The following is a 15,792-nucleotide window of genomic DNA, read 5'->3' on the forward strand; positions in this document are numbered from 1 at the left end:
GTGAATACAACAACAATAATAACTTAGAATTTGTTTTTTGACTGAGCTTTGTGAGGTGTAAAGGTATGTTTAAGACTCACAGTCAAACGGCAATGGTCTCGGCGCAGGAAGTGGTCAATCACAAGCTCATCATGTTGGTGGACGATGACCCTATATTTCGTAGAGTAACTAGTGCCTATTTGGAAAGTCAGGGTTTCAAGGTAGTAGAAGCTGAAAATGGCCTAGAGGCGCTTCAGCAGCTGAGGGAGTGCCAGCCTGATCTTGTCTTATGTGACTTATCAATGCCCGTCCTAGACGGAATCGAATTTGTAGAAGAGGTAAGCCTGGAGTATCCATCTATGCCACTGATCGTGGTATCGGGCACCGACGAAATGTCTGATGTAGCGAAAGCGCTGCGTTTTGGCATTAAAGACTTCTTACCAAAACCAATTGGAAACTATAAACATCTGTCTCAAGCGATCGATAACACGCTTGAGGAAGCCGACTGCCATTATTCTGACCATAGGGATTTCTCCAGCCAGTGGTTTAGAGTTGATGACGGCGGAGAAATGCCTGATGAGCAAGAGCTCCATTGGCACTTAGAGTATTTACAGCAAAACCCGAATGCTGCACGTGATTTGCTCCATGCACTGCTTCCGGAGAAAGATGCATCGCAAGGCGACTGGAAGTGCTCTTACCGATTATTGCAATCTACGGATGTTATGCCGTTGGTGTTCGATTATCGGTGGTTGATGAACGGTCAGTTTGCGTTTTACCTCGTCGATTCAGCATCACTGGAAGAGGATGGGGTAGCGACGACATTACTCGTGCGCGCTCTGTTTGATGACTACTTACGCAACCTGAAAAGCTTTAGTGCCGATCTGAAAGATATGGTCGAGATTATTGAGAAGGGCATTCAATGCTCGGATTGCGCTGGAGCAGTAAATGCCGTGTTTGGTGTTGCGGATTTAGCGTCTTCGACGGTTTCGATTTTACCGGCGGGTCTTGATAGCCAATGGTCTGATGGTCATACGAATCAACATATAGCGGCGGGGAACCGTCTTGGCGATGGCAGTATGAAGAACTTCATCACTCGTGAGCTCCCGATTACGACGAGTGGTCAGCTGTCTATTGGCTGTTTAGGAACATCAAGCTTTAGCTTAAACATCGTTCGTTTGAACCGCTTGATGTAAACATAAATCATCTAAATGAAAGCAGCATATCGATGCTGCTTTTTTTGTTTTTTCATTCCGTATCTCCCTCGTTGTTTCCCTTTATAACCTTACTTTTTGTTGGTGTTTAGCGTTTGATGTTTAAGGTATAGTCAGCGCTTAAAACAATAATGCCCCATTTGTGCAACGATATTTTAACGACGCATGGTTGGGAGAAGCAAAGTCAACAAGTGAGAAGAAGCATCATGGCAGACAAAGATTTTAAAGAGCCTTATAATATTTTTTACTTTCTAGGTTTCATTGCAGTCCTTTTGATCCCAACTCTACCTGCAACGCTAACCTGGCTTCGCGTAATGAACGGTTACGCAGGTTTTTAATCGAGCGATTGTTTACTGGAGTCCACCATTCGTATTAAGCGTTACTTTTTCAATATTGCTGGTGGACTCTGCATGATACTTGGCATCGCCGGTATCGTTCTTCCTTTATTACCCACCACTCCCTTTATCTTATTGGCAAGCGCGTGTTTTATGCGTGGAAGCCCTGCGTTTCATCGTTGGTTACACGAACACAAAACGTTTGGTCCAATGCTCGATAATTGGCATAAGCACAGAGCCGTTACCCGTAAAGTAAAACAACGTGGTGCAGTATTTATTGTGCTGAGTTTTACCGTATCCATTCTTGTCGCCCCGATCATTTGGGTAAAAATTGCGCTTTTAGTGATGCTAATCGTTTTACTGAGTTGGTTTATGCGTCTACCTGTGACTGAGTTGGTTGCTGACCGAGAAGAAAATCACTAAGATTGTAGAGAATAGTGTGCCCGCTCTTCGAGTGGGCGTTTGTATTTTCAGCGCCTGTGACTTTTTAAGAAAATGAGCTCATAGGGATGAAAACCTATTGTTTGTTGCCCTCATATATACTGCGATAAGAACAGAGGGCGATGAGCCAATCTAAGTAAATCGGTATTATGACTACAGAAACAATTTCACTGATCAAATCTAGCATCAAAAGCATCCAAGACTACCCAAAGCCAGGCATTCTTTTCCGCGACGTGACTAGCCTTCTTGAAGACGCAAAAGCGTACCAAGCAACGATTAACCTTTTGGTTGAGCGTTACAAAGACATGGGCTTCACGAAAGTTGTCGGTACAGAAGCGCGCGGTTTCCTTTTCGGCGCACCTCTAGCACTAGAGCTGGGTGTAGGTTTTGTTCCTGTGCGTAAGCCAGGCAAACTTCCTCGTCCAACAGTCGCTCAATCTTACGAGCTTGAGTACGGCGTTGATACGCTAGAAATTCATACTGATGCAATCGTAGAAGGCGATAAAGTATTGGTTGTTGATGATCTGCTAGCAACTGGCGGCACAATTGAAGCAACAACAAAACTGATCCGCCAACTAGGTGGTGAATTAGAGCACGCTGCATTCGTTATCAACCTACCAGAAATCGGTGGTGATAAGCGCCTAGAAGGTCTAGGTCTGAACGTATACAGCATTTGCGAGTTTGAAGGACACTAATACATTCAATGAGTTATTTAGCTTTAGCGCGAAAATGGCGTCCTAATAAGTTTGATCAAGTAGTCGGGCAGAGCCATGTCTTAACTGCTTTGGAGAACGCGTTAGCGCAAAATCGCTTACACCATGCGTACCTATTTAGCGGCACGCGAGGCGTTGGTAAAACGTCGATTGGCCGACTGTTTGCTAAGGGCCTGAACTGTGAAACAGGTATTACTGCTAACCCTTGTGGTGAATGTGATACTTGTCGTGAGATTGATGAAGGTCGCTTCGTTGACCTACTGGAGATCGACGCAGCTTCTCGTACTAAAGTTGAAGACACTCGTGAACTGTTAGACAACGTTCAATACAAACCCGCTCGCGGACGTTTTAAAGTGTACCTCATCGATGAGGTACACATGCTTTCGCGTCACTCTTTCAATGCGCTGTTAAAAACGCTGGAAGAGCCGCCTGAGTATGTGAAGTTCTTGTTGGCTACGACGGATCCACAAAAACTGCCGGTGACGATTCTGTCACGCTGTTTGCAGTTCCATCTTAAGCCAATCAGTGTTGATGATATTCATCAGCAACTTGACCATATTCTGGAAAAAGAACAAGTCTCTGCAGAAGCAAGAGCACTTGGCATGATCTCGCACGCTGCAGATGGCAGTATGCGTGATGCACTGAGCTTAACTGACCAAGCTATCGCTCTAGGCAACGGTACGATTCAAACCGATATCGTGAGTCACATGCTTGGAACGATTGATACAGACCAAGCGATTCACTTGCTGGAATCGATCAGCAGTAAGCAGCCGCAACAGGCGATGGACAAAATCCAACAACTTGCATCAAACGGTGTCGAGTGGGATGGATTGCTGCAACAATTGGCGTCGCAGCTTCACCGTGTCGCGATGTACCAAGCTCTGCCATCGACCTTGGATCAGGCGCAACCTGATGCCGAAAAAATCGAATTATTGAGTAAAGCTCTCACACCACAAGATGTTCAGCTTTACTACCAAATTGCTTTAAAAGGTCGTGAAGATCTGACGTTGTCACCAAATGGTCGCGTCGGCATGGAAATGATCGTATTGCGCATGATGGCATTCCGTCCGTCAGCAAATAATAGCGCGAACGTGATTTCTACTTCATCACAGCCTCAAGTCGCGCCGACATCAAGCGTGAGCCCATCATCGCAAGCGGCTCCGCAGTCAGCGGCACAACGACCACCGCAGCAACAAGCCCCAGTGGCTCAGGCGCCTGCACAGCACATGCAAAGCCGACCAACGCCGTCAGCGCAACATCAAGCACCTGTTCAGTCGATGAGTCAGCCGGCGACACAATCTCCGGCTTCGATGAATGAAGCGCCGCAGTACCAACCTGAGTATCAGGGTGGCTACGATATGGCACCACAATACGATATGGCTCCGCCGATGAGTGAGAACCCTGCGCCAGCGCAGCAAGCTCCTCAACAAGCTCAGCCACAAGAAAGTGCTCCGGCACCTGCTCGTGGTAACTTGAGCGGCCTACGTCACCAATTACGTTCACAGCGTCAGGGACAGCAACAAGCCCCAACGCAAAGTGGTGGCCCAAAAAAGTCTAACGCGACATCTGCACAAAAAGAATCGGTTATTGACCGTCTAGCGCAATTGCATGGCAATTCCGCGCAGGTGTCGCCTAAGTCTGCTCCTCAAGCTGAAAAACAAGCTCCAGAGGATGAAGCGTACCGTTGGCGACCAACCAAACCGGTTGAAAAGAAAGCCAATACGCAATTGACACCTACGCAGCTCAAGCAAGCGCTAGAGCACGAAAAGACGCCAGAAATGGCGCAAAAACTGGTTAATGAATCACTAGAGAAAAGCGAGTGGGCGAACCTGATTAGCAAGATGGATACGCCTAAGTTGGTTGAACAACTTGCATTAAACTCGCATTTCAACAAAGAAGGCTCGACAGTTTCGCTACAATTAAGAGGCAGTCAGGCACACTTGAACACCGACAGAGCGCAAAGTGAGCTGCACAGTGCACTGAACCATGTGTTGGGTGAAGAGTGTCATCTGAGTATTGATGTTAGCGAAAGTGGTGAGACGCCACTAGAGTTGAGAGATAGACTCTACCAAGAGAAATTACAGCAAGCGCTGAACAGTTTAGAAAACGATCCACACGTTCAGTTCATCGAACGTCGATTCGCTGCAGAGCTTGATAAAGATAGTGTACGCCCTATCTAAAAATTGAACGGAATGGGGTTGAAAACCCAAAGTGACAACCCCATTAACAGATGCAACACCTAATTAAACCAGAGAGATAAACATGTTTGGTAAAGGCGGTATGGGCAACCTAATGAAGCAAGCCCAGCAAATGCAAGATCGCATGCAAAAGCTTCAAGAAGAAATCGCGAATATGGAAGTAACTGGCGAGTCTGGTGCTGGTCTAGTTAAAGTTACAATCACTGGTAGTCACAGTGTGCGTCGTGTAGAAATCGATGAAAGTCTGATGGAAGACGACAAAGAGATGCTAGAAGATCTTATCGCTGCAGCATTCAACGATGCAGCACGTCGCGTTGAAGAAACTCAAAAAGAGAAAATGGCTTCAGTAACTGGCGGTATGCAACTACCACCAGGCATGAAAATGCCATTCTAATCTGCTGAATTCTAACTAAGCGGATTTTCAATGCGTACCAGTCATATGCTGGAACAATTGATGGAGGCCTTACGTTGTCTACCTGGGGTTGGCCCCAAGTCGGCGCAGCGTATGGCCTTTCATTTGTTACAGCGTGATAGAAAAGGCGGTCTGCAACTGGCAGATGCGCTGAGCCAAGCAATGACAGAAATTGGCCATTGCACCGAGTGTCGTACTTTCACTGAAGAAGAAGTTTGTCATATTTGTACTAACCCAAAACGCCAAGAAAATGGTCAGATTTGTGTGGTAGAAAGTCCGGCAGACATCGCAGCAGTTGAAGCAACGGGTCAATACTCGGGTCGATACTTTGTACTAATGGGACATTTATCACCGCTGGACGGAATTGGTCCAAGTGATATTGGTCTAGATGTATTGGATTACCGTCTGCGCCGCGGAGATATCTCTGAGGTGATTCTCGCTACCAACCCAACGGTAGAAGGGGAAGCGACGGCTCATTACATCGCAGAACTTTGTAAAGAACACCAAGTGGAAGCCAGCCGGATTGCACACGGTGTACCAGTAGGTGGCGAGCTTGAGCTCGTGGACGGGACTACCTTGTCACACTCCCTTCTGGGTCGACACAAGATTTAATAAAAAAGCCGCTGAATTCAGCGGCTTTTTTGATCTTTAGGTTCGAGAATCGATTAATCGTTTGATTCTGTACCTAGAAGGTTCTTGTAGATAAGTGCACCTAGAATACCACCAACGATTGGTGCTACCCAGAATAGCCAAAGCTGAGAAACCGCCCAGTCGCCAACAAATACCGCAACACCAGTACTACGCGCTGGGTTAACCGATGTGTTTGTCACAGGAATGCTGATTAGGTGAATCAGTGTCAAACATAGGCCGATAGCGATAGGTGCGAAGCCTTGCGGTGCACGTTTGTCTGTTGCACCCATGATCACGATTAGGAACATCATCGTCATCACAACTTCAGTCACTAAAGCTGCAACCATTGAATATTGGCCTGGAGAATGCGCGCCGTAACCGTTCGCAGCAAAGCCAGAACCAACCACGTCAAAGCCTGCTTGACCAGTTGCGATTACGTAAAGTACGCCACCCGCAATAACACCACCAATCACTTGCGCGATGATGTAAGGCACTACGTCTTTAGTCTCAAAACGACCACCGGCCCATAGACCGATAGTTACTGCTGGGTTCAGGTGACAACCTGAGATATGGCCAATAGCAAATGCCATTGTTAGTACGGTAAGACCAAACGCCAAAGAAACGCCCAACAGGCCAATGCCGACATCAGGGAAGCCAGCCGCTAACACTGCACTACCACAGCCACCAAGCACTAACCAAAAAGTACCAAAAACCTCTGCCATGTATTTATTCATATTGTTTCCTATTGCGGATTTAGATTACCCGCTGAACATAGTAGAGAATTGTCAGAAAAGTGTGAGTTGAAGCACGGAAATTAACCAAAATGCCAGATATGAGCGTTTCTGTCTCATACATGAAACGAAATGAGTAGGGAGAGGGTAGGTGAATGAGTTGAAAGGAAAACCTCGGCTATCGCTATAGATTTTGATAACCGAGGCGAGATGAAGCGTTAGCTAAAAGCAATAAATGGTGAGATACACAACAAGATGCCCGTCGCGATGATCAGGTATAGTGAAGCACCTTTGTATTTATGTAGAGAAGGCACTTGATACACCAAGTAAGCAGGAATCAAACAGCCAATCAAACCAAAGATAGGGCTACAAACCGAAGTGAAGCTCAAAACCGGTAGGTTGAGTACGATAGCGCCCCATGCCATCAAAATCGCGAATAGGATGATGCCTTTCGTCACGAGATCTTTGTTGATTTGCTCTTCAGGCATCACTTTTTTCAATGCCAACATCGCAAGACCTTGGCAAGAATCACGGAAGCCAAGGTAAACACCAAAGAAGGCTGTCATTACAGAAAAGATGTTCAACATCAGGCTAAGCAGTTTAAGCGTCGTGCCGTCCATGCCTTGTGCTACCATCGCAAGCGCAGAGATGTTCTCGTTTGCTGCACGAACTGCTTGTTCATGAGACATCGCCAACGTGAAAGAAATCGCGTAGAAAAATACAGTCACAAACAAAATGCCAAAAGCGATATTCATGGCGCGCATCGCTTTAAAACGGGCAACTTCAATAGACTTCTCTTTTGAACGGTAAGAGATAACCATTGGGCTCAAGCTTTGAATAAACAAGATAGAAGTAAGGGTGAATGGCAGCAGTTCAATCGCATCTTTTAGGCCAGCACCAGCCGTTGGTACGGTACCGACATTAGCTAAATCCCATTTTTCTACCATCATGAAACCCAACAGGGCAACGGTACAGAGCTTAATTAGCACTAAGCCCGTACTGACTTTAAATAAGATCTTTTCCCCACGAGATGCGATTGCTACTAAAGCGCAAACCAATGCTAGACCATACAACGGGTTTTCCGACAACAGCCCCTCAGTGATACCAAAGCTGTGTAGGAAAGAGGCTGAGTCATTATTGATTGCTGTCGAGTATACGAATACCCAAATCACCAACATGATGAAGTAGAGCACGCCTAACAAAGCGCCCCATTTATTACCAAGGTAACCTGAGATAACCCCCGCATAGTCTTGACACTTCGGAGAGGTGGAAAGCGTGTTAATAAATAGGCGTTGGAACAAGTACATCGCTGGATAACCAATCACCGCGGAGGCAAGAAATACCCATATGCCAAGTACGCCCACCTTTACAGGAAGAAAAACAATACCAGCACCGATTGCCATGCCGATGCTCATGATTACCCAGCCCCAGTCAGTGCTATCAAACTTAGTCGCCGCTTTCCATTCTGTGGCTGTCATACCGGCTTTAACGTGAGGTGGTTCTTTAGTTATTGGAAGAGTTTGTGTAGGTACAGTAACGCTCATTGTCGTTTTCTCTTTGTTAGTATGAATTTTTCTCAAATCTATTTGAGAAAAAGATTAACAACAATTTTTTTGTGGAAAATTCAGATAAATTTGAGATCTCGGCAAAATTACTCAATAAAATCTGAGTTTAGATCGATTTGTGTGATCTGGAGTGGTTGTTTTGCTCACATATAGTTGAAAGAATAGCTTTGAAACGAAAGCGAAAGCTGAGTTTTACGACTAAAATTAAAAACTATGTGAGGATTAACATGAAAGAATTGATCGCTTCAGAGCACGCTCCTGCCGCAATTGGCCCGTATTCACACGGAACCACTTACGGGGATTTGATTTTTACTTCTGGCCAGCTCCCAGTTGATAGTGCGACAGGTAAAGTAGTAGAGGGAGGGATTACTGCTCAAAGTCATCAATCTCTAACGAACTTAAAACATGTGCTTGAAGCGGGTAACGGCAGTTTAGATACGGTTCTAAAAACGACATGTTATTTGGCAAACATCAGCGACTTTGCTGAATTCAACAAAGTGTATGCAGAGTTTTTCCAAAAAGATTGCCCAGCACGAAGCTGCTTTGCGGTGAAAGATCTTCCGCTAGGTGTTTTGATTGAAGTTGAAGCGATTGCTAGTAAAAAGTAATACGGAGAAGAAGTATGAATCAGCAATGGAACCAATATATCCAAATCATTAAGCAAGTTGTAAAACCTGCCCTCGGATGTACAGAACCCATTGCTGCTGCATATGCGGCAGCAGTTGCAAAGCGTGAGCTTGGATGCCAAACCCCGGACATGATTGAAGTACGTGTCTCAGATAACTTATTTAAAAACTCAATGGGGGTTTACGTTCCCGGCACTGGGAAAATTGGCCTTAAGATCGCGGCGTCAGTTGGCGCATTAGCGGGAGACCCAAACGCAGAACTGGAAGTACTCGCTAAAATTAATCAAGACGATGTGACTGCTGCCCAGCAACTTATTGATGAAGAGCGAGTCAGTGTTGCTCGCATTGATACACAAGAATTTATCTTTTGCAGTGTCACCATGAGCGCTGGAGAAGACACCGTCTCTGTGACCATCAGTGGTGGACACACTAATATTATCCAGATCACTCGCAATGGAGCGGTGACGTTCCATGCCCCTTTGCAGCAGCGAGTCGCGACAGGATCAGTATGCGAAGGGGTTGATATCTCCATTAAGCAGATTTATGACTTTGCCCTTCAAGCGCCATTTGATGACATCAAATTCATTCTGCAAGCGGCGGAACTCAACTCTTCCTTAGCGCAAGAGGGTATCGACCGAGGTTACGGCTTAGAAATCGGGCGCACATTAAAAGGCAATATCGAACAGGGGTTGCTTGGCAATGACCTGATGAGCAGAATCCAAATGATGACGTCTGCGGCATCAGATGCGCGCATGGGCGGTGCAACCTTACCAGCTATGAGTAACTTTGGCAGTGGTAACCAAGGCATTGCGGCTACCGTGCCTGTGGTTATCGCAGCGGAAGCTTTCCAAAATGATGAAGAACATTTAGCTCGAGCTCTGATCATGAGCCACTTAGGCGCGATATACATTAAGTCTTACTACCCACCTCTGTCAGCTTTCTGTGGGAACACGGTAACCAGTGCGGCTGCATCCATGGCGTTGGTGTACCTAGCCGGTGGCACGTTTGAGCAATCATGTTATGCGATTCAAAATGTTATCAGTGATAGTTCGGGCATGGTGTGCGATGGGGCAAAATCCTCATGTGCGATGAAAGTCTGCACTTCTTCAACTACGGCGGTGCGCTCATATTTGATGGCGATGGGTAACCACAGTGTGAAGAATCAAGGTATAGTAGGCGACGAAGTCGAACAAACTATAAGAAACGTAGGCTCTATGGTTAGACTTGGTATGCCGTATACTGACAAATCTATTATCGATATCATGTCGGCCTAGCCTCAAAGTTTTTGCTAAGGGAAGTAAATTGCAGCTTAAGAAACTCACCAAAAGTGATTTAGATATTTTGAATTCGATGAAGAACGTCGTCGATGGCATTGCTCGTATGTACGGTGAACATACTGAAGTCGTTCTTCACAGTCTTGATGCGGAAGCACCAGAAATCATCAAAATTGCCAATGGCCATGTTACTGAACGTGGAGAAGGCGCTCCAATTACCAACTTAGCAAGAATGAAGCTACTTGAGGGCAAGGACGTGTCAGACTCGTATCTGACTAAAACCGCGAGCGGAAAGACCTTGCACTCGATTACCACCATCGTTCGTAACCCAAAAAACAAGCCTATCGGTCTACTTTGTATCAATGTGGATATGGATGTGCCGATGCAGGACTTTTTGCGCTCAATCTTGCCACAGCAGCAGAACCCTTGTTGCACAGGAGCGAGCTCGCCAGAAACGTTTGCACGCAACATCGACGAAACCATCATTAGTACGATCGAAACCGTTCAGTCAGAAGTATGGACGAATGAGGCAATCACGCCTTCCAAACGCAACCGAGAGTTGGTGACACGCTTACAAGGTTTGGGGATTTTCAAATACAAAGATGCGGTATTGATGGTGGCAAACCACCTAGGTATCTCGCGTGATACGATCTACCTTTACCTGAGGGAATTGGGTAACGATTAAGTGAGCTGTTCTAACTCGGTAATGTTGCTCAAAGCTTCCTGATTAGTTTTGCCACATACGATCGGACACGGTTTGAAATCGTGGCAAACTTTTGGGCGTTCTGGTTTTCCGAACAGCTTGCACAGGTTATCGTCATTCAGTTGAATGCAACGTTCACCTGCTGGTTTGCCGTTTGGCATGCCCGGAATAGGGGAAGAGATACTCGGTGCAATACAGCACGCCCCACAACCTAATCGACAATCCATCTAAAAGCCCTCGTAAAAATGAAGGGGGCATTATGGACATTTCTCGCCAGATTGGAAGAGGCGTGCGTGAATTCACACCAACAAACTTAACCCTTTTTACTCATCATTAAGTAAATCGGCGACTTCAAAATTCTGATCGCGTTTAGCCTGTTGTATATAACGGTTGCACTCTTGCATGCTTAAACCCCACGTTCCAGCCTCGGTACGAGCGGTCATTTCCGTTAGAAACGTTGCTTGACCTTCTTGAACATTAGAGGCGATATCCTTGCCGTATTGCTGACAAAGTTCTGCATCGGTACTCGCCGCAGCTCCGAACGAAACAAGAGAGATAATGGCGATCATTGCGAGTTTCATAATATTGATTCCTTTATTCACACTATGAGCTAAAACCATAGGATAGGAATCACTATTAGTAAAAATATCAGTGTTGAGTGTCCTTGCTGATGAAGCAGGACAAACGTTGATAATAGTTCGTATTACGGGGCGAAATTCGGCAAAACTTGAACTTTTGTTGTCAGGGGGGTATAAAACGCACCCAATTCATTCCCATTCAAGAAATAAGTAGTAAGCGTATGAGCACTCCATTTTGGCAAAGTAAATCGTTAGAGAACATGACAGAAGAAGAATGGGAATCTCTCTGTGATGGGTGTGGCAAATGTTGTCTGCACAAGCTAATGGATGAAGATACGGACGAAATCTACTACACCAACGTGGCGTGTAGTTGGCTGAACAGCAAAACATGTTCGTGTAAAGACTACCCGAACCGTTTCACTTCAGGCGAAGAGTGCACCAAGCTAACACGTGAAGATATTGATGATTTTACGTGGCTGCCACACACTTGTGCATACCGCTTGTTGGCAGAAAACCAACCACTACCAGAGTGGCACCCATTAATCACTGGCTCTAAGTCTGCCATGCACGCAGCAGGGGAAAGTGTACGAAACAAAGTGGTGTATGAAATCGATGTGGTGGACTGGGAAGACCACATTTTGAATCACCCAAACCGCCCATAGCCGAATGTAAACAAGCCTTTCATTATGAAAGGCTTGTTTGTTAATGGATGAAGTAAAAAGTGCTCAACCTTTTAAGAAACGGTTATAGACAAACAATATAACGAAAGCACCTAAAGTCGCAGTGACGATACTGCCGATGTTTACGCCGTCTGCACCGCCAAGGCCCACAAAGCTTCCTAAGAAACCACCAACGAAAGCGCCTACAATACCGAGCACCATAGTGGCAATCCAGCCGCCTCCGTCGTTGCCAGGCATCAACCACTTAGCCAGTGCTCCTGCAATCAAACCTAGAATAATCCAAGATAGAAAGCCCATAATTTCTCCTTACTCATTATTGTGTTAGCTATCTGCTATCCGTTTGCAACTGTTACGATTCAATCATAGTTCATCCCGCTAAAACTGCTCTTTGTTCACTTGTCACGGGTTAACGCATGATGGGTTAGCTGATGACCATAGCGATGTAACCTAATATCAACACTAATACAGAGGTCAGCGCATAAGGTACAGGGTAGCCAATTGCAGGCATGTCACTGTGGCTGGCATCTTGAGCCCCTTTCATTGCTGGCGTACTATTGCGTCCGCCAGCGCAGGCTCCGGCTAAAATCGCAGGATTCATCTTGCGGAAATACAAGCCGTATAACCAAGCTAACAGGGGTGGTACGAGTGCTGCGGTCACACCCAAGAGTGCAATCTTAATCACGATGATGCCTTGGAATGACGCTAAGATTTTCGGCCCAACGGTTGCCGCCAATACCGCGACAAATAGGTTTAGACCTATGTCTTGTAAAAAGCTTCTCGCTCCTTCACTCATCGGGCCGCCAAAGCTTGGGTTACGGGTTCGCAAAAAGGAAAAGACGATTCCCGTTAACATGCAGCCAGCTGACGTACCTAACGCAAAAGGAATCCCAGCAACCGTGACACTCAAATGGCCAAAGACATAGCCAATAAGAAGAGAGAGGGCGAGGTAGAAGGTTTCAGTGACCGTGCTCTCTACAATCGGAACGCTATTGAGTTTGGACGCGGTTTGCTCGACACACCATTGGGAGCCTGCAATACGTACAACATCGCCCACTTCGACCTTAGTTTGCGGCAACAAAGGCTGCTGGTGGCCTTGTCGAAATATTGCTTTGAAATAAACGCCAAAGCCCACTTCAGCATGCAATTGTGCGACCGTTTTCCCTGCGTGTTCGGATTTGCCTACGTGGATATCAGCCACTTCGATATCGACGTTTCTTGCTCTTGGTTCATCGACTTCGTTGCCGATGTCTGCTTCGCCTTCGGCAATCAACACGTGATATTCCCCTCGAATGCCAATCACATCATTTAACTCAAGTGTTGGATTGTCAGAAGCATCAATGACTTGGTCTCCTCGAACCACTTTCAGTACCGCGGCATCAGGGAACTTCTGATACAACTCTTGAACTGAACGACCGACGAGCTCTTGGTGCGAAACTTTGTAGGCTCTCACATCAATCGGAAGTACGCCGACATCGGAAAAGCCAAAAGTACTTGGCAATTTTTCGTTGTCGTCTCCAGTGGAGTATTCCGCTTCGGCGTCTTTGCCCGCTTTAACTGGGTCGATACCAAATAGGGAGGGAAGGTACTTAATAAATAGGATGATTAAAACAGTTGAGAGAACATAACTGATTGCGTATCCGGCGGCGATGTTGGCACTGACATGATCAATACTCATGCCTTCAGGAGGGGTAAAGGCTCCCGAGCTTATTGCAGATTGTGCAACGCCCATTACGGCGGTCACAGTATAGCTCCCAGAAATGATGCCAGCCGCATAGCCCGGTTCTAGCCCCATTAATTTTGCGCCGATCACCACAATCGCGAAGTTGCTAAAGACCACAATGAGCCCAATGACCACAAAGTCGATGCCGCCCCGTGCTAATCCAGAGAAGAATTGTGGTCCGACTTTCATACCGATGGCGTACATGAACATCATCAAAAAGATGTCTGACACCAAGCCTGGTTCTTCAATTTTTAGCCCGTAAACAGAAAAGGAAGTCAGCGCCAGCGCAACACCAACGACCAAGGTTCCGGCTGTTGTACCTAAGCTAACGCCTTTAAAGGTTAATCTGCCAAGCGGATAACCAATGGCGAGAGATAAAAAGAGAAAAACGAATGGGTTTTCTGACAAGTAACTAAAGAGAAAAGACATAGTGTCACCTGTTACCTAGTGAGTGGCAGAGCGAGGTACAACCCATATTCCTCGCTCTTGCGTGTAAGGTGAGAGCGTTAACCGTGATTGAAGTTGCTCGATTCGTCTGCATCACTGCCGTTAACAATCGGATGTTTGGCAAAGAAGTCGACGCAGTGTTGTAAATCGGCAATCAAAAGATCGGCCATATCGCGGCTAAATCCGTGGCGAACTAAAATGCGCATGATCACCAGATCTTCGCGTTCTGCTGGCATGGCGTAAGCGGCGATCTGCCAACCTCTTGATCGAATGCGATCTGAGAGATCGTAGAGGTTGAAGCCCGGATTCGCGTCTTCTTTGAGTGACCAACTCAGTGCAGGTATCCCGCCGTGCCCGTCGTAGATAATCTTGAACATGCCCATCTTCTCGACCTCTTCTGCTAGGTATCGAGCAGTGTCGTAACAGGCTTGGTGGATCTTTCGATATCCCTCTTTCCCAAGGCGAAGGAAGTTGTAGTACTGAGCAACGATTTGGCCACCAGGACGGGAGAAGTTGAGGGCAAAAGTTGGCATGTTCCCGCCGAGATAGTTAACGTTGAAGATCAGATCTTCATGCAACGCATCCGCATCTCGCCAAACCACCCACCCAACGCCTAGTGGCGATAGACCAAATTTATGTCCAGAAGCGTTGATCGATTTCACTCTTGGTAAACGGAAATCCCATTCTAAATCTGGGTCGCAGAAAGGAGCGAGGAACGCACCACTTGCGCCATCGACATGGATTGGGATGTCTAACCCGGTTTCCGCTTGGAGTCGATCTAAAGCCTCATGCACGGCTTTTACAGGTTCATACTGACATGTAAAAGTCACGCCAAGAGTAGGAACAACACCAATGGTGTTTTCATCACAGCGTTTAATCACTTCTTCTGGCGTCATGATAAGGCGGTCGCCTTGCATCGGAATTTCACGCAGTTCAATATCCCAATAACGAGCAAACTTGTGCCAGCACACCTGTACGGGGCCACAAATCAGGTTAGGGCGGTCAGTCGGCTTGCCTTGTTTCTTCATTTTTTCACGCCATGCCCATTTCAGAGCCATACCGCCGAGCATAGCTGCTTCACTGGAGCCCGTCGTTGAACACCCCATCGGGTTTTCAGCGTCTGGCGCATGCCAAAGGTCTGCCAGCATGTGAACACAGCGAGACTCGATTTCAGCGGTTTGTGGGTACTCATCTTTGTCGATCATGTTTTTGTCGATGCACTCATCCATCAACTTGTGTACTTCTTCTTCTACCCAAGTTTGACAAAATGTGGCGAGGTTTTGGCGAGAGTTGCCGTCGAGCATCAGTTCATCGTGCACCACTTGGTAAGCATGTTCCGGCGAGTGTTCTGCATCTGGAATACGATACTTGGGCATAACAACGGAAAGATCTTTCGATGAGTACACGTCATCGAGAATAGAGCCACGGACGGTCGATTTTTTATGAAGAGGCATGTGAAATCCCTTATCTTATTGAAACAATTGCGCTTGTTATCAGTAGTGATTGGTGTTCATAAGACAGTTTTGACTGCCAATTAAACGTAGCAGAG

Annotated in this window: 18 protein-coding genes; 11 read left to right on the forward strand and 7 right to left on the reverse strand. The window is 46.5% G+C overall.

Features of this window, described 5'->3' with window-relative positions; genetic code table 11:
- The first annotated feature begins 65 nt into the window (after nt 1-65).
- From ATB78_RS11440 to recR, 7 genes are all read left to right on the forward strand, one after another.
- The gene (locus ATB78_RS11440; RefSeq protein WP_038896106.1) at nt 66-1,172 is read left to right on the forward strand and encodes a response regulator; all 1,107 of its coding nucleotides are present in this window, start codon (nt 66-68) and stop codon (nt 1,170-1,172) included.
- A gap of 224 nt (nt 1,173-1,396) precedes the next feature.
- A complete protein-coding gene (locus ATB78_RS30265) occupies nt 1,397-1,528 on the forward strand; it encodes a hypothetical protein (protein ID WP_005380608.1) in 132 nt (43 codons plus the stop codon).
- A 15-nt stretch (nt 1,529-1,543) separates the two neighbouring features.
- A complete protein-coding gene (locus tag ATB78_RS11445; RefSeq protein WP_033006063.1) occupies nt 1,544-1,948 on the forward strand; it encodes a YbaN family protein in 405 nt (134 codons plus the stop codon).
- 167 nt (nt 1,949-2,115) lie between these two features.
- Nucleotides 2,116-2,661, forward strand: a complete 546-nt coding sequence (gene apt, locus ATB78_RS11450; RefSeq protein ID WP_005452085.1) for an adenine phosphoribosyltransferase — start codon at nt 2,116-2,118, stop codon at nt 2,659-2,661.
- Between the two features lie 8 nt (nt 2,662-2,669).
- Entirely contained in the window at nt 2,670-4,859 is a 2,190-nt protein-coding gene (gene dnaX / locus ATB78_RS11455) for a DNA polymerase III subunit gamma/tau (protein WP_061008719.1), read from the forward strand.
- 82 nt (nt 4,860-4,941) lie between these two features.
- Nucleotides 4,942-5,271 carry a YbaB/EbfC family nucleoid-associated protein gene (locus ATB78_RS11460; RefSeq protein ID WP_005432961.1) on the forward strand — a complete coding sequence of 110 codons (330 nt, stop codon included), beginning with the start codon at nt 4,942-4,944 and terminating at the stop codon, nt 5,269-5,271.
- 30 nt (nt 5,272-5,301) lie between these two features.
- Nucleotides 5,302-5,901, forward strand: a complete 600-nt coding sequence (gene recR / locus ATB78_RS11465) for a recombination mediator RecR (RefSeq protein ID WP_005432989.1) — start codon at nt 5,302-5,304, stop codon at nt 5,899-5,901.
- A gap of 53 nt (nt 5,902-5,954) precedes the next feature.
- Here recR and aqpZ read toward each other — a convergent pair whose 3' ends face one another.
- Both aqpZ and ATB78_RS11475 read right to left on the reverse strand, forming a co-directional pair.
- Entirely contained in the window at nt 5,955-6,653 is a 699-nt protein-coding gene (gene aqpZ, locus ATB78_RS11470; RefSeq protein ID WP_009707332.1) for an aquaporin Z, read from the reverse strand.
- A 215-nt stretch (nt 6,654-6,868) separates the two neighbouring features.
- Complete coding sequence (locus ATB78_RS11475) at nt 6,869-8,128, reverse strand: amino acid permease (protein ID WP_033006068.1); 1,260 nt, start codon at nt 8,126-8,128, stop codon at nt 6,869-6,871.
- Between the two features lie 314 nt (nt 8,129-8,442).
- Between ATB78_RS11475 and ATB78_RS11480 the strand changes: the two genes are divergently transcribed.
- From ATB78_RS11480 to ATB78_RS11490, 3 genes are read left to right on the forward strand one after another with little or no spacing between them, the layout of a single operon-like run.
- Nucleotides 8,443-8,823 carry a RidA family protein gene (locus ATB78_RS11480; RefSeq protein WP_005432926.1) on the forward strand — a complete coding sequence of 127 codons (381 nt, stop codon included), beginning with the start codon at nt 8,443-8,445 and terminating at the stop codon, nt 8,821-8,823.
- A 14-nt stretch (nt 8,824-8,837) separates the two neighbouring features.
- Nucleotides 8,838-10,115: an L-serine ammonia-lyase, iron-sulfur-dependent, subunit alpha gene (locus ATB78_RS11485; RefSeq protein ID WP_061008720.1), complete on the forward strand. Its 1,278-nt coding sequence runs from the start codon at nt 8,838-8,840 to the stop codon at nt 10,113-10,115.
- A 28-nt stretch (nt 10,116-10,143) separates the two neighbouring features.
- Nucleotides 10,144-10,800 carry a PAS domain-containing protein gene (locus tag ATB78_RS11490; protein WP_009707329.1) on the forward strand — a complete coding sequence of 219 codons (657 nt, stop codon included), beginning with the start codon at nt 10,144-10,146 and terminating at the stop codon, nt 10,798-10,800.
- Here the strand turns inward: ATB78_RS11490 and ATB78_RS11495 are convergent.
- Nucleotides 10,797-11,045 (reverse strand): YkgJ family cysteine cluster protein, encoded by a 249-nt coding sequence (locus ATB78_RS11495; protein WP_009707328.1) that lies wholly within the window; start codon nt 11,043-11,045, stop codon nt 10,797-10,799. The two genes, ATB78_RS11490 and ATB78_RS11495, sit on opposite strands and share 4 nt — an antisense overlap.
- A gap of 96 nt (nt 11,046-11,141) precedes the next feature.
- Nucleotides 11,142-11,399: a hypothetical protein gene (locus ATB78_RS11500; RefSeq protein WP_061008721.1), complete on the reverse strand. Its 258-nt coding sequence runs from the start codon at nt 11,397-11,399 to the stop codon at nt 11,142-11,144.
- A gap of 218 nt (nt 11,400-11,617) precedes the next feature.
- Here ATB78_RS11500 and ATB78_RS11505 point away from each other — a divergent pair, with 218 nt between their 5' ends.
- Entirely contained in the window at nt 11,618-12,058 is a 441-nt protein-coding gene (locus ATB78_RS11505) for a YcgN family cysteine cluster protein (RefSeq protein ID WP_009707325.1), read from the forward strand.
- A 63-nt stretch (nt 12,059-12,121) separates the two neighbouring features.
- Here ATB78_RS11505 and ATB78_RS11510 read toward each other — a convergent pair whose 3' ends face one another.
- The 3 genes from ATB78_RS11510 to ATB78_RS11520 all read right to left on the reverse strand — a co-directional run bounded on the left by ATB78_RS11510 (nt 12,122) and on the right by ATB78_RS11520 (nt 15,697).
- Nucleotides 12,122-12,373, reverse strand: coding sequence for a GlsB/YeaQ/YmgE family stress response membrane protein (locus tag ATB78_RS11510; RefSeq protein ID WP_005439775.1), 252 nt, complete (start codon nt 12,371-12,373; stop codon nt 12,122-12,124).
- 124 nt (nt 12,374-12,497) lie between these two features.
- Nucleotides 12,498-14,225, reverse strand: a complete 1,728-nt coding sequence (locus tag ATB78_RS11515; RefSeq protein WP_020195702.1) for a transporter — start codon at nt 14,223-14,225, stop codon at nt 12,498-12,500.
- 77 nt (nt 14,226-14,302) lie between these two features.
- Nucleotides 14,303-15,697: a glutamate decarboxylase gene (locus ATB78_RS11520; protein ID WP_061008722.1), complete on the reverse strand. Its 1,395-nt coding sequence runs from the start codon at nt 15,695-15,697 to the stop codon at nt 14,303-14,305.
- Nucleotides 15,698-15,792 lie beyond the last annotated feature (95 nt).

Source organism: Vibrio sp. CUB2 (genome assembly GCF_001557945.1).
GTDB classification, from domain to species: Bacteria; Pseudomonadota; Gammaproteobacteria; order Enterobacterales; family Vibrionaceae; genus Vibrio; species Vibrio owensii.